The sequence below is a fragment of the candidate division KSB1 bacterium genome (assembly GCA_034506395.1).
Lineage (GTDB): Bacteria > Zhuqueibacterota > Zhuqueibacteria > Thermofontimicrobiales > Thermofontimicrobiaceae > Thermofontimicrobium.
Window position 1 is genome coordinate 55,328 of the sequence record JAPDPQ010000009.1, and the last position, 20,181, is coordinate 75,508.

The following is a 20,181-nucleotide window of genomic DNA, read 5'->3' on the forward strand; positions in this document are numbered from 1 at the left end:
TTAACATTTTATTTTCAGATCATTCACAGCTTTCCAACTTAATATCACTTACCCTATAAAAATCTCTTTGCGAAGGAGGTGAAGCGAAAAAGCAAATTTTTCTGACCAGTATTTTTTAATAAATCAATATCTCACCAATTACAATTCAGGGATTAACAAGGAGGAGTTTCTATGAAGAGAAGCATGTTACTAATAGTTTTTATCGCTGTTGGTTTGATTGCTGGGAATGTATTTGGGAAAATCGATAGCAAGAAATCCAAATATGCGCTTTTGATGCCCAGCTTATCCGATGGCAAAAACGACAATATCATGATTCCGCTGACAGAAAAAGAGGCCAAGGCGCTTTTGAACAAGCCGGCCGGAATGCACAAGTTAACCAAGCCAGCTACGATCATCGACACTCTGTTTACAACGCCGAAAAATGCAGGTAGCACAAGTGGTCCATATTTTGGGGGCGACCCAGGTGATACCTTCGCCGTTTATTTCAGCCCGGGCGCTGGATGCAAAGTCCTCGAGATCGGCTTCAATTGCGGCTACTGGCAAAACAACCCAGAGCTTTATCCGATCCTTTGGGATGGCTTGAATGTATCCTTGAATTTTGCCAATTATGATGGCAAAGCAGAGCCAGGTGCTCCTGCAAATTATATTTTGGGACAGTGGGTCAATGGCGTGTGGAATCCTAATCCTTGGTATGCTGCAAATTATCCCAATCCCCCTGTTGGCAGCATGTTCTGGGGCAGCTTCCCAGCCACCATTATTGCCACACCAAGTGATGTGGATGAAGTTATTAGAATGGAATGGCTAGGGATGGAAGCGGATTGCCAAGGCAAAGATTTTGTGATTGCCATTGTTCCTTATGGACCTTCCAACTCCGAAGGCGGTTTTGATGATACACAAGGGATTGCGCTTACCCGGCAGCAGATGCTTTGGAAATGGTACGTCAGCACAGGCAACTGGCATCTGCGCCAAGCGATCGGTTTTTATGCCTATGCCGTAGTGGAGTATTATGAAAATACCCCACCCGTATTGACGCCAGGTGGACCGTATGGATCTGTTTTGAGCGATGCAGCCCGAACTCTGGAATGCTATGCAGTGGATATCGACGCAAGTAATGATGCCACCGCCGGGATCAAGGAAGCAAATATTGTCTACAACGTCAATGGCGGCGATTGGAAAAAAGCCCCAATGAGCTTAGCCGAGGGAACCAAAACCGATGGGCTTTGGAAGGGAGATATCCCCGCTGGCACCCTTAAGCCCGGCGATGTGTTGACTTTCTACTTCGAAATGACCGATGGCGGTGGTTTGACCTCGAAGACCGATGAATTCTCTTACGGTTACTTCGCTAAAACCACAGATATTTTGTTCTATTATAATGATGAAACGCTATCGACTGGCGATGCAAATACCTATTATTGGCATCAGGCGCCACATATGCATGATACTTGGAACGGCGTTGCTGACGGCGCGGCAACCAGCGACCTGCTGAATATGTTCGATTATATTGTGCGGATCGATGGCGGCGGTCCTGTCAATCTCGATAGCGAAGAGTTCAAGGCCTGGTTAGCCTCTGGAACGGCTGAGAAAAAGAAATTTTTATTCTGGTCATCTCCAGAGTTCTTGGGCTATGAGACGAATTGGACAGACACAACTTATGCTGCTGATGACTGGCATCATGTTTTCTTGGGCATTAAAGGGGTGAAGCATGATCTGCAGTATGCCGCTGCAGGTTATACCGGCACTCCAAATCAGCCATGGCCAGTGAATGCAGTAGAAAATAATCCGATCACCGGTGGAATAGCGAAGCTCTGCAAGGACAGCAGCTTCCAGTTGCTGCATAACCCCGCTTATGAGTTGGGATTCAATGATTGGTCTGATGGCCTGGATGCTGGTGAAGGGGCAGTGGCTTGCTTCTCTGACAAGGCTTCAGGACAACCCATGGGCTTGCATAAAGACGGCACTACTACTAAAACGGTCTTTATTGCGCTCGATCAACTGGCGTTGGATATCAATCCGCCATATACCAATGCCAATTACCACTGGCCAGAATTTGATTCACAGGAGACCAGCGTGCTCTACAATGCTCTGAAATGGCTCGGCGCTCCTGAAAAACCCGCAGCCGTGGATAATTCAAAACCAGGTTTGGTAGCGAGCTATAACCTGCATCAGAACTATCCTAACCCCTTCAATCCGGAGACGAAGATCAGCTATAGCATCGCCAAATCTGGACGGGTGAATTTAACGATCTATAATGTCCTAGGACAGAAGGTTGCTGAACTGGTCAATGGAATCCAGCCAGCCGGCAATTACCAGATCACTTGGAATGCGACCAATATGCCCAGCGGTGTCTATTTCTACCGACTGGAATCTGGTGACTTCTCCAAGACCTTGAAGATGATGCTGTTGCGCTAAACTCTTAATAGCTTTTTCAGGGTAAGTGATGAGTATAAAGCCGTTGGGGAGAAGATTCTCCCCAGCGGCTTTTTTATCGGAGGCTGCCACCTGGCGGCATAGCAGGCTTTTTCTTCTCAATAAGCGAAATCTATTAGGCGATACAAAACCGATCTATTAGGCAAAAAGCATTCAATGCGAATTGTGACGAGGGCAAAAAGCGAATTTAGCTGCATCTCTTGGGCAATCAACACAGATCCGATAAGCAAAAATCTATCGATCAGGCCAAAATGAAAAACCATTCCATCAATAAAAATATATTCACGTTTTTATTCTTATTGCTCACAGAATTTTCGTTTGCAGCAAACACCGAGCAAGAGGCAAGAACGAGCTACCTACCCGGAGTAGTTATAGCAAAACTGAAACCCGAAACCCAAATTCAAACTCTGTGGCATTTCCAACGACCTTCTTTGATGTTCCATGTCATGCCGGCCTTTCCGCTTCATTCAAGGTCCGCTACCTTATCCCGAATTTATTCCGTTTATTTCGATCCAGTATTTCCGCCGAATGAAATAGCCAGTCAGCTTATGAGCTGGAAGATATTTGAATATGTCGAACCCAAATATGTCTCTTTTGCAGCCGAGACAATTCCCAACGACTCGCTGCTTGGCCGACAGTCTCATCTCGGACAGATTCAGATGTTTCGCGGATGGGATTATCAGCAGGGAGATGGCAGCACAGTCATCGCAATTGTTGACAATGGCACGGATTATCGGCATCCCGATTTAGCCGCCAATATCTGGACGAATAATGTAGAAGCCGCCGGTTTGCCTAATGTGGATGACGATGGCAATGGGTACGTTGACGATATTCACGGCTGGGATTTCGGAGAAAATGATAATGACCCGAGTCATGGGACAGATCCCGCGTCGATCACTTCACACGGGACCCACATTGCTGGGCTTGCAAGTGCGGTGACCGACAATTTCATCGGTGTGGCAGGCGTGAGCTGGAATTGTTCGATCATGCCGATCAAAGCCAGCACGGATGCTGATACCCGCCAGATTCCTTTCGGTTATGAGGGCATAGTCTATGCCGCAGATCAAGGAGCAAAGGTGATCAATGTTAGCTGGGGCCGGCGCGGACCGTTTTCCCAATTTGAACAAGATGTGATTAATTACGCTGCGGCAAAAGGCTGCCTCATCGTCGCAGCCGCTGGAAATTCCAATGTGCAGGATAACTTTTACCCAGCCAGTTATGTGCATGTGATCGCAGTAGCAGCGGTGAATGATCTCGATGAAAAAGCCAGCTATTCAAATTACGGCAAATTCATCGATATTTCCGCCCCTGGCGGCGATGTCCGTGGAGGACGACCTGGGCTGTTCAGCACCTTTCCCGTCGAGCGCGGCAGTTATGGCGAATTTTCTGGGACATCCATGGCAAGCCCAGTCGTAGCAGGAGTTGTGGCTTTATTGATCAGAAAATTCCCTCAATTCTCCCCGTTGCAAATCGCCCGACAAGTGGTGATGACGAGTGACCCCATTGACCAAATTAACCTGCGGTATGATGGGCTGATCGGTTATGGTCGCGTCAATGCGTTTCGAGCACTGACTGAGGACGTTCAGGAGGAGGAGCCAGCTAAGGTGAGCCTGTTCAAAGTGGCATTCAACGATTCCGTTTGGGGAAATGGGAATGGATTGTTCGAGCGAAATGAGATCATTGGTGTCGATGCATGGTATCGGAACTATGCGATTAGCCCCGGTCGAAACTTGACCATCGCGTTAATAAGTCAGGATGCGGATATCATCCCGCTAAATCGGATCGCTACATTGTCCCATTTGCCCGCTGATGCCATAACTATCGTTCCTAAGGAACTCAGTTTTCGAATTCGATCTCAAGCAACGCCCCATTTGGTACAATTTGTATTAAATTATCAGTTGGATAATGGAACTGGAGGGAGCGATACGGTGTTCGTCGCCATCGGCAAAAGCGCGATCTTACTTGTGGATGACGACGAAAATGGCGAGCGTAACGTTGAAGGATTTTATACAACAATATTGGATCAAGCGCACGTCAGCTATCTGCTCTGGAATCATGCGCAACTGGGCAGTCCCTCCCCGCAACTGATGTCGTTTTTTCCGATGGTGATCTGGAGTTGCGAATGGGCCTTTCCCAGCTTAGAGGATCCAGATCGGGCGGCCATTGCCCATTATCTTGATCAGGGAGGAAGTTTGTTCATTTCCGGTCAGGACATTGGCTGGGACCTCGCAGATCCCGCTGGGGATCAGCACACAAGTCTAACTGAGCAATTCTATCGCGATTATCTGCATGCCATTTATCGGGCTGATCATAGTGGGTCGCAGCGCGTCATTGGAATACCTGGAACTATTGGCCAGGGATTAGAATTCGATATTTACCAGCCACAAATCCCCTATCACTTTCAATTTCCAGAATGGATCGAGCCCACCCCAGACGCTCAGAGGTCATTTCAATATGAAAATGGCCGAGGAGCAGGAGTGAGTTTTGAGGGAGAACATTCGGTGCTCTATCTTGGATTTGGATTTGAGGCCGTCGATGCCTCGCAATTCGATCCGCCAGATCGGCAATCGAAGACACGAAACGAACTATTGCATCGCATTATCGATAGATTAGGCCCACTTCGGCATCAGCCGCCAGGAGATCTGCCCGTAGCCCCAGATTCGCTTTCGCTTTCAGTGACCCTTTCACCTCTGGTCAATGATATGCAATCGCTGTTGCTGTTTTGGCGAACCGATGAGATGCAAAAATTCAACTCAGCACCCTTAATTAAAAAACAAGATCATCAGTTCATCAGCTCCATCGCTTTACGCGGTTACTCTGGCAAACTCCAATATTACTTCCAACTTCAAACACCTTACTATTCTTTTCAGTTGCCGCTGGCGGGTTTTGAGCGGCCATTTTCAATTTCGATTGGACAAGATACAATTCCGCCTGAATTGTTCCATATTCGGTTAAATGATATTTTCATTCAGAATCAACCGCGGGAAGTCGCGCTGTTTGTCAAGGATAACGTCGCTGTCGATCCAGCCTCAGTTTGGTTGCATTATCAAACCATTGGGATTTGCGATAGCATCCGAATGACGCTGCGAGAAGCTGGCTGGTTCGATGCGGTTATTCCACCTATCGCCAGTCTGGGGGAAAAAATATTTTACTGGTTCTCGGCTAACGATTCATCCATTCCACCCAACCGGGCAAGCTCCGAAACGTTCTCCTATCGAATTGGCATCGAAGGCTTCGAATATGGCCTGACATTTTGGGAGTCGGAGAACAATGGCTGGGGACTCGATGAGCTGCAAGCCCATTCAGGGCGATATTGCATCACCAGTTATCCCAGCAAAAGCTATCCAACCAATATCGACATTCGGCTTAATTGCAAATTCGGCCTGCCGCGAAATCAACTAAAAAATTTGATACTTTCTTTTTGGACAAAGCATCAATTGGAGAGTGATGGCGATGTTGGGCTTGTCGAAGTGAGTCTCGATCATCGGAATACTTGGCAGCCCGTTGGCGCTCCAGTTTCGGGCATGGCGGATAAGTGGTATCAAAGGTTCTATCCGCTCAGCGATTTCTATCAAGAAGGAACGGACACGCTATGCTTGCGCTTCCGCATGCTTTCCGATGCACTTCAGGTACAGCCCATGGACGGCTGGTTCATCGACGACATCGCGCTGCTGGTTGACAACGAAGCCGGGGTCTCTTCTCCGAATATCATCATGCAAAAGGGTTTTCTGTCGGTTCGACTTATAAATGTCGCGCCCAATCCATTCAATCTATCCGTTGAAATTCATTACGAACTTGCTGTCTCGGCGTCGATTGAATTAGAAATCTTTAATTTGATCGGCCAATTGGTTCAGCAAAAATCGCTCGGGTGGCAACTATCTGGCCAGCATAGCATTGTATGGGATGGCAGCGATCATCGGGGATCTCGCTGTGACAGTGGCATTTATTTCGCAAAAGTCAAAATAAAAGATCAACAGGAAGATTCATCCCCATTGGCGTCGAAAGCAATAAAGATGGTATTATTAAAATAGCATCGAACCATTTTCTCATGATGATTTAGCTGGATTAATGAATTGGTGAGAAGCAATGGCCCAACCAAATTGGTATCGAATCTGCGTCGGCTGTGGGACGCCGCGACATAAAAAAGATCTACTCAGAATTGTCCGAACGAGAGAAGGAAAATATGAGATCGATTGGCAACAAAAGCAAGCTGGGCGAGGCGCCTATGTGTGCCGCAATTTAGATTGCGCAATCAAAGCAAAGCGAAAGCGAGGGTTCAATCGATCGTTTCGATCCGATGTCCCTGGATCCTTGTATGATGAGCTCATTCAGCTTTTATCATCAAAAAAAGAAAAATGACCTTAACATGGCCGTTTTATTATAAAATTCATGGCTAATTATCAATTAAAAAAATGTATAAAATAAAAATTAATACTTGACATTTTGATTAAATTTTTTTATTATTCACCATTCTAAAAATGTTGTTCTGATCTTCACCTAATTGCCGCACAAATCCAAATTAAGTCAAATATTACGATGATGCAAAACACATATCTTTCGAGGAGGTGAGAGCGAATCAAAATTTTTCTTTTTTGGATTTTAAAATCCCCAATCAACTTACTTCACCACAAACCATGGAGGTATTTATGGTAAAAAAGCTTCCAATTTTGGTCCTGATGATCGCAGCGATTTTCCTCATGGCGGTCACCATCCAGGCAAGTGCTCCAAAGAAACAGCCGCATCGTTCCACGAAAAATTCCCTCAGTACCATTAGTGTATTTGATAACCAATCCCTGGCCGACCCAGTCATCTTCAGTGATGATTTTGAAGGAGGAAAACCGAACTGGGTGATCGATGCCAGTTGGAACCATGTCGCTACAGCAGCAGGCAATCGTGCCTATCAGCCAGTGAGCAGTTGGGAACCGAGCAATACGAACTTCTCAAGCCCAAGCACAAGCTGGCATGCCAAATTGGGATTGGATGAAGAGCTGGATTTCGTTATTTCTCCGGTGATTTACCTCCCAACGGAAGTGACCACTGGTGGTGTGACCAGCCCCTTGAAAGGTTTGAAGCTCGGTTATAATTATGATGTTGATACTCCTGCTGGCAATAGCTGGCATCATTTGGTGGGATCTGCCGAATGCTGGTGGCAGTTCACCAATACCGATCCTGGCGCGGGAACCAGTTCGTGGTGGATGGTTCCGAAAGATATCCAGCATTGGCGCCAATGGTTGGTGACGCCAGCAATCGATTTGACCTCTGCAACCGCTCCGGTAAATCTAACCTTCTTACACAAATACGATTCAGAGGTCGAATTTGATTATTACTCAGTGGACATTTCGACCGACAATTTCGTATCCTACAAGACTCTCGCATTTTACGATGGCAGCACCAAACAATTGACCTGGACAAACGTGAGCTTAGACATCTCGGATTTCATTGGCAAGGTGGTAAAAATCCGCTTTAGCAGCAAGGGCGATTATGGTACTGCTGAGGGATTCTGGGGCATTGATGAGATTAAAGTGAGCGATGCCAGCACCACATTCTTCTATGATGACGGTGGAGAATCTGGCACGTCGACTATCGTTAAAAATGGATTTGCCCCAGGGGCTCGCTTTGGGAGCGTCACAGGTTCTGCCAATCCATCTCCTGCTTGGAAGGCAGCAGAGCCTATTGTCGTCCCAGGATTCGGTGTATCAATTAATCCTGGCGATAGCATTCGCATCGCAATCCAATGGGAATCTGACGGAGCTTCCACGGCTGGGAGAGGATTTTTCATTGACGATGTGACCCTATATGGTATTGGATTATTGCCTTTCGATGTAACCGCTTTGGGCGCCACTGGATTCAATACCATAGCTGTTGATAAAAAGGTGAATTTGGGCGTTGTCGTTGCCAATGCTGGGTTAAATAGTATTACTGCAACCCTGCAATGGACCGGTGAAATTGCTGATATCACCACGGGAGATACTGTTGTTGTTCATCCAGCGATGTTTGGTACCTTAGCAGTTACTAATTTTGCTTCAGGCCAAAAAGTGGTTATTCCGACCAACCCAGCCAGAGAATGGCTGGTTAAAGAACCGGGTCATTATTTGTTCCGCGGAAAGGTTTCATACGCGCAGGATAATGATGTCAAGAATAACACTTTTCGCGTCGATTTCTTGGTATATGGTGCACCTTATACAAATGTGGTCTATCAACAGGATTTCCAGCAGCGCGCCGGGGGGAGCACATTGGAGGATCTGGGATTCACTGTGATCAACGGCGGCGGATGCAAAGCGACAGGCTTAAATGTCAATAAATGGGAATATGATTCTGGACTCATTTATGGGCATGGCGGAGCATTAATATCTTATGCCTGGGGCAACCTTGATCCCGGTACCGATGTTGTGGCTCCTTACGATAGCTCCGAGGTCTTAGATGAAGCGCTGATTACACCAGAGTTCGATATTTCTGAAATCGGGCCAAATGGAACGTTGTTTATGCGGTATTACGTCTATTTCCGAACGTTCCATCCAGCATTGGGTCCACCATTTGGCATGCAAAAAACTTCGTTTGAGATCCACTTCTCCATCGATGGTGGAAAGACCTGGAAAGCAGCCTTCGTATGGCAGGATTATGATGGTTTGGCCAACGACTCGCGCCGCTTACCGAACTACTATTATGGCACGCCGGTCCTGCCATATACAAGTTACCTGCATGTGGACCTCACCCCAGCGCTCAAGATGGGCGGCCAGAAGATGATGGTCATGATCGCTGTCAAATCTGAGAATTCTTACATCACCGGGATTAGCTTCGAGGATATGGTGGTTTATGGCGGCCTTGATTATGCCAGAATCACCAATGTTGCTGATATTCCCGATGACCAAGGAAAACAGGTGCGGGTCACTTGGAAAGCTTCATTTAATGATCTGAAATTATGGAATGAAGGCCGCTATGGGGATTTTGAACAGCATATAGTCACACATTATAACCTATGGCGCGTCATTCCCACCACTGGACTTGCAAGGGTGGCTGCTGCTACCGATCTGAAAAGAATGCTTTCAAATCCTGGCAAACCTGGGGACTCGTTTGTTCTGGGCAGCACGCAATATGATTTCATTGCCACTATCCCAGCTCACTTTGATCCAGTCTATAATTATGTGGCTCCGACGCTGGCAGATGGCGTGGAAACCGGCTTTATGGTATCCGCTCATACCAGTGATCCCACGGTGTTTGTCAACTCAAAGATCGTCAGCGGGAAATCCGTTGATAACCTGGCTCCGCATCCTCCGATGAATGTCATGGCGATCGGACAGAATAACACCAATATCATTACCTGGGAAGCCAGCCCTGATGAAGATGTCCGGTATTACTCTGTTTACCGAAGCGAAGTCAGCGGCAATTATCCTTCAACACCATTGGCTTATACCGTTGATTTGAGTTACACCGATGCCGCTGCTACCGTAGGGAAGACTTACTACTATGTGGTGACTGCTACTGACTTTGGCCTGAACGAGAGCAAATATTCCAATGAGACATCAGTGCTCACCAATGTAGAGGATCGGTCGGCCAGTGCCATTCCAACCGAGTTCGGCCTTGCGCAGAACTACCCCAACCCATTCAATCCAACCACAGCGATCAGCTTCCGGCTTCCGACTAGCTCGCATGTCGTCATTACCATTTACAACACCAGTGGTCAGGCGATTAAGACGCTAGTGAATCAGGAAATGAAAGCAGGTTATCATATCGCCTTATGGGATGGGACCGATTCCGACGGTCAAAGCGTTGCATCGGGCATTTATTTCTATCAGATGAAAGCAGGCTCCTTCTCTGATATGAAAAAGATGATGCTGGTGCGATAGTCTTTGACAGCGCAGGCATGATCCGACTTAGCACAAAAGCCATTGAGCGAGATGCTCAATGGCTTTTTGCTTTGATGTGCTGAATAAAAAATTCAATGAATATGGCGTTTTTTTATAGTAATGCTGACATCTTTTTTGGAACGGGGTAGCAATTAGCGTTCAGATTTAAATTCACAGCTTATTTTGGAACTACGATCGCCAATCCACGGTCAAACGCTTCGAAGCAGTAAGTGATCATCGTTTTCAAATCATAACTTCCATCACTTGAGTGAAAACGATTGATTGAAAACTGCATTGGGAGATCGCTGAACTTGAACATCGAAAAAGTGAAATCTCTCCTCAATCTTGGCCGCAAGGGCCGCATGATCGAAATCGGGAAAACGCCCGTCGAAATTTTGCTCAAGCGCCGGAGGGCTGCTTTGATCATCATGGCGTTCGATGCCTCTGATAAATTTAAAAAGCAAATGGAAATCGACTGTCTCCGGCATGGCGTTCCGCTCATGCTTTTCGGCAATAAATCGGAATTAGGAAAAATTTGTGGTCGTGACGAGGTGAGTGTCATTGGTATCTCAGATAAACATCTTGCAGATGGGATCAAAGCAGCACTCGTTTGAGCGAGAGGATAATAAATGCTCGCGAAGCGATAAAAGGATTTGCAGCGGGCTGGGTGGTTATTCTTTGAGCCCAATTACGATGAACTCGCAGGGATACGCCTCCGAATTCGCTGAAGAAACGCTGGCAAATCGCCCAGTCGTTTCATCGCGTTTCTGCGGCAAGATTTTAGACGGAATCGATCGCTTGATGATTCGATCTAACCGAAAGCCTGAATGCTGCAGGCTCTCAGCAAACACCTCGGCGTTTAAAATTTCAATGCCTTTTAATCGCGTATCTCCGATCACATAACAGCATCGGCCGCCAGGTTTTAAGATGCGGAAGCTCTCATCGAACACTTGTTGCATATCCATGAAAAAGGCCGCGATCTCTCTCGCCATCTTTTTGCTACGAAGGTTCATCTGTTCCACAATCCTCTGCCCAATCTGGCTTTTCAATTGTTGATCGTCATACGCTTTATGAGCAGTGCCGATGAATTCCCGTTTATATTCATTCAGGTCATCGGCAAATTCCAGCCAGATTGTAGAGAGCTGATGAAGATCTGCATATTCATAGCTGGTGACGTAAGGGCTTGAACTCACGATCAGATCGACAGAGTTGTTCGGGACGGGTTGCTCCCGGGCATCACCGATCTTGATATTTAAATATTGCTCGATATGATTTTTGACGGTTGCTGGGACAATCTGATAGAATTCAGCGTTCCCACGTTCCATCTTCGAGAGCTGTCGTTTGAAAGCGGCAAGCGGTCGCTCCGGTTTTTTGGAAAAATCGCGCGTCGGCTTGGTGCTGGTCTGGAGCCAGATAGAACAGTTTTTAAGAATGTGGCTGAACGCCACCAAAAAGAAATTCCGAATATCTGGTTTGGGAATTTGATTGATCATTCGGAGGATGATCCCCAGCTCCTGTTGTTGCGTAATCGAAAACCAGTAGTCGATTCGATCGCGATGGCGAACGGGGATCAATGGCTCGATGGAGGGGCGAGCTTTGTCCCAAGATGGGGACTCCAAATCAGCGAGTTGGTCCAATAAAGCAGCGATTTGCTCCGATAGCAACGCCGGTTCAAGCGGGGTCGCTTTGACGCGGGTCATCAAATAGGCTATTTTATTGATATCCGTACCGCTGGCTTTCATCCCCCGAGCAATGGCCGTAACGATGGTTGTTCCGCTGCCGAAAAACGGATCGTTGATATGAGCATCGCTCGATTGGAGATATTCCTCCATTAATTTTTCAACTAATTGCGGAATGAACTTCGCAGGATAGCGATGAAAATCGTGGGTCCATTTGCCAGTTTGCGATGGAGTACACCCTTCAAACGACCAATCAGGATCGATTGGTTTTTGTCGAAAGCGCGACAGGATTTCATCAGCAGAAAGCCACTTTTTCATGAGGATAGTCACGTAACGATTTTTGGGATGAGCTCCTTAACTTTCCCTGCCTAACGCCAAGCAATCAGTTCGTAAAAAGATCGCTGCAATTTTTGCGTGATGAGGCCAGGCTTCCCATTCGCCACACGCCGATCTTCCACTTGAACCACTGGGGTGATCTCAACCGTCGTGCCGATCAGCATGAGTTCATCCGCTTGATGCAACTCGACCTCGAGAATTGGGAATTCTTTGACCGGAATCCCCAATCTCCCGCAAAGTTCGATGACGATCTGTCGGGTGATTCCAGAAAGAATGTAATTGGAAGCGGGAGCAGTAACAAAAGTGCCATTGAAAATTGCAGCGACATTGGTGTGAGTTCCTTCAGTGATGCAGCCATCGCGGACAAAAACGGCTTCGGTGGCGCCTCGATCGATGGCCAATTGATGCGCTAAGATATTTGGCAAGAGCGCGATGGATTTAATGTCGCAGCGAGACCATCGAGTATCGGATACCAAGATGATTTTCGTCCCATGATCCAGCTCGTCTTGATGTGGCTGAAAACGGGAAGCTGCAAGATAAACGGTCGCAGGCGTCTCTTTCGCTGGAAAGCGATGGGTCCGCGGCGCTGCCCCACGAGTTACCTGAATGTAAACCGTCGCTTGACCATCAGTCAATTGGTTTTCTGCAATCAACTTTGTGGCGATAGGCAAAAGCTGATCTATATCAGAAAAATCAATTCGCAACTGCTCCAAGCTACGCTTGAGTCGCTGGAGATGCGCTTCTGCCATGAATAACTTGCCCCGGTAACAGCGAATCACTTCATAAGCGCCGTCGGCAAATAAAAAACCGCGGTCGTCTGGGGTGATATGAATTTGATCCTTAGGGAGAAAATTCCCGTTAAAATAAGCGATCATCCAATTTCACTCGGCTCGTTAAATTCATAGATTGGGGCCTCTCTTGCTCAGAACCTATTGGCCCTCTGCTTCCATTGGTTGAATTCAGAACTCGTTGTCCATTCGTTACCTTCAGCGCTTCGGGCGAAAGCTGCGGAGTTGCGAATTTGCGCATCAAAAATGGCTGAGATGTGCGCAAGGCTAATTTACGAAGGAAGATGTTTATCACGTAAGGCAGGCTCTCAAGCAGCCAGCCCAGTTCATATAGAAATTCCCGCAATGTCAGTGGTTGCGATACATATTCCACTTTACCCGCTTTGATAGCCCGAATAATAGCTGGTATCGTTTTCTCTTCCGCATAAACGTAAGAGTAGGTTCGGCCGAATTGGAAAGAGCGATGCGCATCAGAATTGCCCACCATTGGCAGATTCAATTGCTTTGCGATCCGAATCGCCTTTCGATTGGGATTGAACCACCGATAATAAAAATGACAAAATTCGATCGCATCAAAACAATGGTGATAGCGGATCAGATCTTTTCCGAGGCATTCGGGCAAAAAATAAAACGGATGCGGCGCGATCACTAACACATCGTCAGCTTTATGACGAAGCAAATCCGAATAATTCAAAACATGTTTTTTGGCAGAAAAATTAATCAGCAGCACATGCTTTTTGTGAATATAGGTCTCCACCCCATTGATCAATAGCAGACCTTTTTGCCGTGCATATTCAGAGAGCTCCGCATCTTGATATTGTAGCCCATGATGCGTAATGGCAATCGCATCGAATTTATGCTTTACTGCTAAATCGATCAGTTGTTTCGGCGACATTAAATTTTTTCGTCCCGCAACCAATTCCACTAGATCATTTGCTGTATGCAGATGCAGATCAACCTTCAGTCTCATGTACTACCCTTGTCACCAGATCTGTTCGAAGTTTTTAAAACATCCAAACATTATTTATCAAACTAAATGGTTCAAATCCGCGAGTCATGGATTAGCGCCCCAAAGCACGCCGCTGCCATTGGGTCGCTTGATGCAATGGTGCCACCAGCGGCGCGGCCGTGCGATTTGGGAAGTGCTGTTTTAAAACGAGCATGCTCAAGTCGCTCAGCTTCAGCGAGTCAATTGCGACATGATTGATTTTGATCGGATATTTTTCCGCTACCTTGACCAGAAATTGGTCGATGGCCTTGATTCGTTTTTCTGTTAGCGCATCTCGTTTTGCCTGATTCCAAACCTGCTCGATGGGAAGCGGATCCTTTCCTCGGATATCGAGGACTTTGAAGATCGAAAATCTATTATCTTCGGTTTTCACAGGCCCAGCGAGATCTCCAAATTGCAACTCTTGCGCGACTGCCCCCACTTTGCCCAATGCAGATGGTGCAAAATAACCCAAAATCCCATCGTTTTTCTTACCCAATTCGCGCAGCGTATATTGGCGCGCCAGTTTCCCCATATCTTCCCCGTTTCGAATCCGCGTTAATAGCTGGTTCGCCAACGATTCATCTGCCACTAGAATTTCCTGCAAATTCACCATCTCTGATGAGAGGTAATCGTTTTGATGTCGTTCATAAAATTGTCGTACCTCCTCATCTGAGACCGTGACAGTGTCGATGATCTGCTGTCGCAATTGCTGTGCCAGATAAGCATCATCCCACATCTTCTTTTGATATCGGACATAATAGCTTTTCTCAAGACCGGCCTTGCGCCCCTTCTGAGCTAACGCCTCCAATTCGATAGTCCTTCGGATCAAATGAGATAAGCTATTTCGAAACGCCTGCCGTGACTGATAATTTAACCGAAATGGGCTGACACTCAGCTTTTTAATAAAGTCTCCCACGGTCCAAATCGTGCCATCATTGAACCGGGCGAATGGCTCATTCAAACGATCTGCCAGACTTTTGCTTTTGAGCGAATCCAAGGATAGCTCTACTGGATGTTCCAATTGGGCCGAAGCATGACTGCTGTCTTGAATGGGATAAAATTTCTCCAATTCCCTTGCCACAAAATCGAAGATCTCTCGCGAAACCTTCACCTCTTTGTCCGCCATCAGAGAATACAAGAACTCGGTGAGGAGAACCGTCCGCTTTCGCTCTCGAAGTATTTTTTGAATCTTCGGGGCTTCGCGGTAATAATCTGCCTCTGTAATTAGCGGATTCGTCCGCTTATTGATGAGTTTGATGAGAAAAAAGCTGCCATCCGCCTCAATTGGTTCGGATACCTCATTCAGTTTCAACTGATAGGCAGCTTGTTCAATGTTTGGATGGGCATCTCCCCATTTGATCGTCAGGGTAAGTACCGAATCAGCAGCGATGAAAGTATCTGTCTGGAATGCTCGTTTCACCTCGTGCATATTTTTTCCAGCAAGGAGTTGGTGTCGGGCTTGCTGCGCCCGCTCCATCGTATCGAAGCTCAACACTTGCACATCCAATTCGGATTGCGATTGCAAAAAGGCTTGCTTCACCTCCTCTTTGGTCAACGTAATCTTCGACGCGACCTCTTTTTCGAACAATGCCTCGATGATCGCCTCTTTTTCCATCTGCTGGGAATATGCTTTAAACTTTTCGCTATTGTATAAATTGCGCCGATATGCCTCAGCAACCAGCACTTTTTCGCCCAGGAGGTCAATCAAGACTTGTTCGCGATTTCGCTTGCTATCTTTGGTCATTTGAAGATGCGGGGTAAACTCATAGCGTTCGCGAAATTCAGAGAGCGGAATGGTTATCTTGCCAACCTGAGCTACGATCGGCTCTGGCGCTTTGCGAGAACAACTGATAAGCAAAGCGATTCCCAAAAAATCCAATAAAAGGAGCGAAACCCGAAGTATTTTGTTCATTGTTCTGGATCTAAATTTCATCCGTGCTAATTTCTGTTCAAAAATTCGAACCAATTTGATCTTATATTCCATTCATTCGAGTTAAGATCTCTTCAGCTACCTCAACGTCGTTAAAATGAATGGTCTTATCCTTCAATGTTTGAGTGGTCTCATGGCCTTTTCCCAACAGCATCACAATATCGCCAGGCCGAGCTTGCCGCAGCGCAAATTCAATCGCTTCATAGCGATCGATGATCCGATGATATGCTGTTGAATTCATTCCCGCCGCGATTTGATCGATAATTGCCTCTGGATCTTCATTACGAGGGTTATCAGCGGTGAGCACTATCAGATCGCTATATTGTGCAGCTATTTTTCCCATCAACGGCCGTTTCTCTTTATCTCGATCCCCCCCACAGCCGAACACTGAGATCAGGCGATTCGGTTTCAGATTTCGAGCTAAGCTAAGCACCTTTTCCATGCCGTCTGGAGTATGCGCATAATCGACCACAACAGAGAATGGTTGCCCCCGATCCACCAATTCGAAACGACCGGCTACCCTGATCTTTTGCTCCAGGCCGCGCTTGATAGTCTCCAGATCAAAATTCTGAGAAATAGCTGTTGCTACTGCGGCCAGGCTATTATAGACATTGAACGTCCCTACCAATTGCTGCTGAATGTCAATTTGTCCGATCGGTGTGACCAGTTGATATTGGGTATTTTTAATTGAAAAATTGATGTTTTTTGCCATGATGTCGGCTGGCTGATAGATGCCATAAGTCAACCGATGAGCCTTGGTCGCCTCCAAGAAATATTTGGCGTACGGGTCATCTGCATTTACGATGCCGAAATCATTCGGCTCTAGCCACTGGAACAACTTCATTTTCGTATGGAGATAATGGTCCATTGTTTTGTGATAATCGAGATGATCCTGAGTTAAATTGGTGAACAATGCGACGTGATAATGGATCCCATGAACTCGGAAAAAGTCGATCCCGTGTGAGGAGACCTCCATCACGCAATATTCAACATCTCGCGCAACCATGCGGCTAAAAATCTCCTCCAAATCGGGAGGCTCTGGAGTCGTATCCTTGGATTTATTGATCTCTCCATTGATTTTGTAATACAACGTGCCAATAAGTCCCACGCGATATTTCTGCATCAGGATGCTTTCGATGATATGGGTTGTAGTAGTCTTGCCATTAGTCCCAGTCACCCCAATCATTTTCAAATGGCGCGACGGAAACCCATAAAAACGATTGGCTATCACCGCCAATGCATATCGGGAATTTGGAACGATAATTTTGATTGCAGGTCGGGATAATGGGAGATCCCGTTGTAACATGACGGCGACGGCCCCATTTTGAAGCGCCAAATCGACCCGGTCATGACCATCTGGAATTTCGATCTTATCCAATTGAGTGTAGATATTGATCGCTACATATAAATAGCCAGGTTGAATTCGAAGCGGATCATAAGCGATCCCTTTGATTTCCACATTATCGATTTCACCATATACTTGTTTTTCGGTTAAATCATCCAACAACAGCTTCAGTTTCATATCATCCTCACATTTAGTTCGGGACTTAGTCATGATAAGTTAATATACTTTGTTGAGCCAGCTTGTCATACGCATCACGTAAATCATCATGGTTCGCAGCCAGTCGTTCAATGAACTCATCAAGCAATCGCCCTCCCAGGTCCCAAGCCTCCCGTTCAAAAGCGATTTTCTCAGCACCTTTATCGATATTCAGCAAGTTCCAAAATTCGCGCTCCTTGTCCTGGTTCGACCATTGGCGCCATTGCTGATAATGACCCGCCTCATGAAACAGCAGACAAAGCGATTGACCGAAATCCTCGGTTTCGCTCTTGTAAAAGAGATTTATCGTCGCAATGTCCTCAGTCGGCGGATAAAAAAATGCTACCGTTCCTGTAATAGGAATCAACTTGATCGACAGTTGATCAAATTTTTCCCAACAAAGGAACGCCTTGGCTTCGAATAACAGGGCTCGGTTGATCATTGTCCTTAATTGAGACCATGATTTTGATTGGAACTTTCATTCAGCGTCTGAGTAACCAAATCTGACTCGATGAGCTGAATTTTAAAATGCAAATTTAAGCAATTTAAAGCCATAAATCAAGCATTAATTTTCAGATTGGATTATTCAAGTTTCTTTGGAAAGCAACGAACCAGAAGCGATCGACATTCGTAACAGCTTGAATCATAAGCAGCGAACTTGGAAAGAACTATTATGCCAGAATTGCCAGAAGTTGAAACCATCGCCCGTCAATTACGCCAACAAATCATTAATAAGGTCATTGCTCGGGTCGAGATATTGCGTCCAGACCAGTGGCACAAAAATTTGCCTGAGCAAGTTCAACTTGCCTTGGTTAATCAGCGCATCTATCAAGTCCAAAGACGTGCCAAATTTATTTTGATTCAATTCCAAAGCGGTGGCAATTTGATTATTCACCTTCGCATGACTGGTAAGTTGATCTGGACGCCATTTGAGCCAATTCTGGATAAATTTACCCGAACCATCTTTCATTTCACTGATGGCTCATGTTTGCAATTCAATGATACGCGTGCATTGGGTTGGCTGATTTATTTGCCAGAGGGCGAGCAATATGTTTCTTTACTCAAGTTAGGAGTCGAACCGCTGAGCCAGGCATGGAAGCTCGAGCATATCCAAACGCTGTGTCGAGGATCATCATTAGCAATAAAGCTCTTTCTAATGGATCAGAACAAAATTGCTGGTATTGGAAATATATATGCGAATGAGATCCTATTCCGAGCTGGCATCCATCCCGAACGCAGGGCGAACACCCTTTCTGATGAAGAAATTGGGAAGTTGTTTTATTGGATCCCTCGGGTTCTGGAACTGGCAGTCCAAAAAATGGGCACGACTTTGGGTAATCGGGTATCAGATTATCGATCGGTCTTCAATATGGAAGGTGGATTTCAGAATATTTTAATGGTCTATGGCCGTGAGGGAGAACCCTGTTTCCAATGTGGTCAGCCGATTGTTCGAATCAAACAAAAAGATCGCAGCAGCTTTGTGTGTGAACACTGCCAGCATTGAGCTAAGTCTGGAATTAGCTTTATTATGGGCTCGACTTGGACCCGAGCCATCGAAATCGCAAATTCAAATTTTAAGATTTGTTCGAGTTTTTCGCCTAAAAATGTTTCAAAATTGACGATTGATTTCATCGAAATTTTTAATTATATTTTCAGCCAAAAAGCCGGCTGGGAATTTCAAACGATGGAGGTGCATCAATGCCAATTTATGAATACATCTGCCGGGATTGCAATAAAAAAATTAGCCTGTTGATCCTAAACCCAAGCACACAATCACCAAGATGCTCAAAATGCGGCAGTCCCAATCTTGAACGCATCATGTCCCGCTTCGCAGCGATCCGTTCAGAAGAGAGCCGCCTCGAAAGCCTTGCCGATCCTAGCAAATGGGGTGATTTGGATGAGAACGATCCGAAAAGCATGGTGAAATTTATAAAAAAAATGGGACGAGAAATGGGGGATGAGCTGGGAGAAGATTATGATCAATTGGTCGAGGAAGCTGAGGAAGAAGCGGCCAAGGCTGCCTCAGGCCAAGAAGACAGCTCTGAAGAATAAATACTCAGAATGATTGAGGGCTTAGTTTTACTGAGATTTGCGCCCCTTTTCAACCCAATTGTACCTGGGGAAAAATATCAGTTTTTTTCTCAGCCATTCTCAGCATTCGATCGCAACTTTTCTGATCAGAGATTCAGCGTTTGATTTTTAAAGTTCAAAGAAAAATCCGAATCACTTGGGCAATTAAAACACAAGGAATAAGAATCATTATTGGCGTTTATTTTTATATTTTTTGGGGCAAATCTAATTAAACACGATCTGAGAGATAGCAAATGCCATCAACGATACCCTGCCCGAAATGCCACGAGTATGCATTTCACAAATCACATACCCGAAATTTTTATGAGCGATTGAGAAAAAGGCTGTTGCGTCAACAGACCTACCGATGCCACAAATGCGGCTTTAGGGGATGGATGAAAATTCGCATCCTCAAACCGCGCCCATCCTGGAAGCAACTCATCATTTATCTGATGGTTTTTTTATTGGCTGTTTTGTTAAGCTTGCTGCTGAAAGGAATGTTACGGTAAGAGCTCGGAATTAATTGGCAAAATGTTATTTGCTGGCTTCGATTCTATTTTATGGAAGCAATATTTT

General features: G+C 46.0%; 13 protein-coding genes. 7 read left to right on the top strand and 6 right to left on the bottom strand.

Annotation, left to right across the window (positions count from 1 at the left end):
- Positions 1–171 precede the first annotated feature (171 nt).
- From ONB37_07860 to ONB37_07880, 5 genes are all read left to right on the top strand, one after another.
- Positions 172–2,409 carry a T9SS type A sorting domain-containing protein gene (locus ONB37_07860; GenBank protein MDZ7400060.1) on the top strand — a complete coding sequence of 746 codons (2,238 nt, stop codon included), beginning with the start codon at positions 172–174 and terminating at the stop codon, positions 2,407–2,409.
- A gap of 464 nt (positions 2,410–2,873) precedes the next feature.
- Positions 2,874–6,458, top strand: a complete 3,585-nt coding sequence (locus ONB37_07865) for a S8 family serine peptidase (GenBank protein ID MDZ7400061.1) — start codon at positions 2,874–2,876, stop codon at positions 6,456–6,458.
- A 55-nt stretch (positions 6,459–6,513) separates the two neighbouring features.
- Positions 6,514–6,786, top strand: a complete 273-nt coding sequence (locus tag ONB37_07870; GenBank protein MDZ7400062.1) for a YlxR family protein — start codon at positions 6,514–6,516, stop codon at positions 6,784–6,786.
- 287 nt (positions 6,787–7,073) lie between these two features.
- Positions 7,074–10,271: a T9SS type A sorting domain-containing protein gene (locus ONB37_07875; protein ID MDZ7400063.1), complete on the top strand. Its 3,198-nt coding sequence runs from the start codon at positions 7,074–7,076 to the stop codon at positions 10,269–10,271.
- 311 nt (positions 10,272–10,582) lie between these two features.
- Complete coding sequence (locus ONB37_07880) at positions 10,583–10,885, top strand: ribosomal L7Ae/L30e/S12e/Gadd45 family protein (GenBank protein MDZ7400064.1); 303 nt, start codon at positions 10,583–10,585, stop codon at positions 10,883–10,885.
- A 57-nt stretch (positions 10,886–10,942) separates the two neighbouring features.
- Here ONB37_07880 and ONB37_07885 read toward each other — a convergent pair whose 3' ends face one another.
- From ONB37_07885 to ONB37_07910, 6 genes are all read right to left on the bottom strand, one after another.
- Complete coding sequence (locus tag ONB37_07885) at positions 10,943–12,268, bottom strand: DNA methyltransferase (GenBank protein MDZ7400065.1); 1,326 nt, start codon at positions 12,266–12,268, stop codon at positions 10,943–10,945.
- Between the two features lie 50 nt (positions 12,269–12,318).
- Positions 12,319–13,161 (bottom strand): aminotransferase class IV, encoded by an 843-nt coding sequence (locus tag ONB37_07890; GenBank protein ID MDZ7400066.1) that lies wholly within the window; start codon positions 13,159–13,161, stop codon positions 12,319–12,321.
- Entirely contained in the window at positions 13,145–14,044 is a 900-nt protein-coding gene (locus tag ONB37_07895) for a hypothetical protein (protein MDZ7400067.1), read from the bottom strand. The genes ONB37_07890 and ONB37_07895 overlap by 17 nt, the downstream gene beginning before the upstream one ends.
- 91 nt (positions 14,045–14,135) lie before the next feature.
- Complete coding sequence (locus ONB37_07900; GenBank protein MDZ7400068.1) at positions 14,136–15,977, bottom strand: peptidyl-prolyl cis-trans isomerase; 1,842 nt, start codon at positions 15,975–15,977, stop codon at positions 14,136–14,138.
- Between the two features lie 61 nt (positions 15,978–16,038).
- Positions 16,039–17,517 carry a UDP-N-acetylmuramoyl-L-alanyl-D-glutamate--2,6-diaminopimelate ligase gene (locus ONB37_07905; GenBank protein MDZ7400069.1) on the bottom strand — a complete coding sequence of 493 codons (1,479 nt, stop codon included), beginning with the start codon at positions 17,515–17,517 and terminating at the stop codon, positions 16,039–16,041.
- A gap of 25 nt (positions 17,518–17,542) precedes the next feature.
- A complete protein-coding gene (locus ONB37_07910) occupies positions 17,543–17,977 on the bottom strand; it encodes a hypothetical protein (protein ID MDZ7400070.1) in 435 nt (144 codons plus the stop codon).
- Between the two features lie 216 nt (positions 17,978–18,193).
- Here ONB37_07910 and mutM point away from each other — a divergent pair, with 216 nt between their 5' ends.
- Together mutM and ONB37_07920 are read left to right on the top strand one after the other, a co-directional pair.
- A complete protein-coding gene (gene mutM / locus ONB37_07915; protein ID MDZ7400071.1) occupies positions 18,194–19,039 on the top strand; it encodes a DNA-formamidopyrimidine glycosylase in 846 nt (281 codons plus the stop codon).
- 194 nt (positions 19,040–19,233) lie between these two features.
- Positions 19,234–19,587 (top strand): zinc ribbon domain-containing protein, encoded by a 354-nt coding sequence (locus tag ONB37_07920; protein ID MDZ7400072.1) that lies wholly within the window; start codon positions 19,234–19,236, stop codon positions 19,585–19,587.
- Positions 19,588–20,181: the final 594 nt, after the last annotated feature.

What these genes read in the sequence shown, in the direction of transcription:
- ONB37_07860 (MDZ7400060.1), top strand. Translation starts at nt 172, where the DNA reads ATGAAGAGAAGCATGTTACTAATAGTTTTTATCGCTGTTGGTTTGATT.
- ONB37_07865 (MDZ7400061.1), top strand. Translation starts at nt 2,874, where the DNA reads ATGCCGGCCTTTCCGCTTCATTCAAGGTCCGCTACCTTATCCCGAATT.
- ONB37_07870 (MDZ7400062.1), top strand. Translation starts at nt 6,514, where the DNA reads ATGGCCCAACCAAATTGGTATCGAATCTGCGTCGGCTGTGGGACGCCG.
- ONB37_07875 (MDZ7400063.1), top strand. Translation starts at nt 7,074, where the DNA reads ATGGTAAAAAAGCTTCCAATTTTGGTCCTGATGATCGCAGCGATTTTC.
- ONB37_07885 (MDZ7400065.1), bottom strand. Translation starts at nt 12,268, where the DNA reads ATGAAAAAGTGGCTTTCTGCTGATGAAATCCTGTCGCGCTTTCGACAA.
- ONB37_07890 (MDZ7400066.1), bottom strand. Translation starts at nt 13,161, where the DNA reads ATGATCGCTTATTTTAACGGGAATTTTCTCCCTAAGGATCAAATTCAT.
- ONB37_07895 (MDZ7400067.1), bottom strand. Translation starts at nt 14,044, where the DNA reads ATGAGACTGAAGGTTGATCTGCATCTGCATACAGCAAATGATCTAGTG.
- ONB37_07900 (MDZ7400068.1), bottom strand. Translation starts at nt 15,977, where the DNA reads ATGAACAAAATACTTCGGGTTTCGCTCCTTTTATTGGATTTTTTGGGA.
- ONB37_07905 (MDZ7400069.1), bottom strand. Translation starts at nt 17,517, where the DNA reads ATGAAACTGAAGCTGTTGTTGGATGATTTAACCGAAAAACAAGTATAT.
- ONB37_07910 (MDZ7400070.1), bottom strand. Translation starts at nt 17,977, where the DNA reads ATGATCAACCGAGCCCTGTTATTCGAAGCCAAGGCGTTCCTTTGTTGG.
- ONB37_07920 (MDZ7400072.1), top strand. Translation starts at nt 19,234, where the DNA reads ATGCCAATTTATGAATACATCTGCCGGGATTGCAATAAAAAAATTAGC.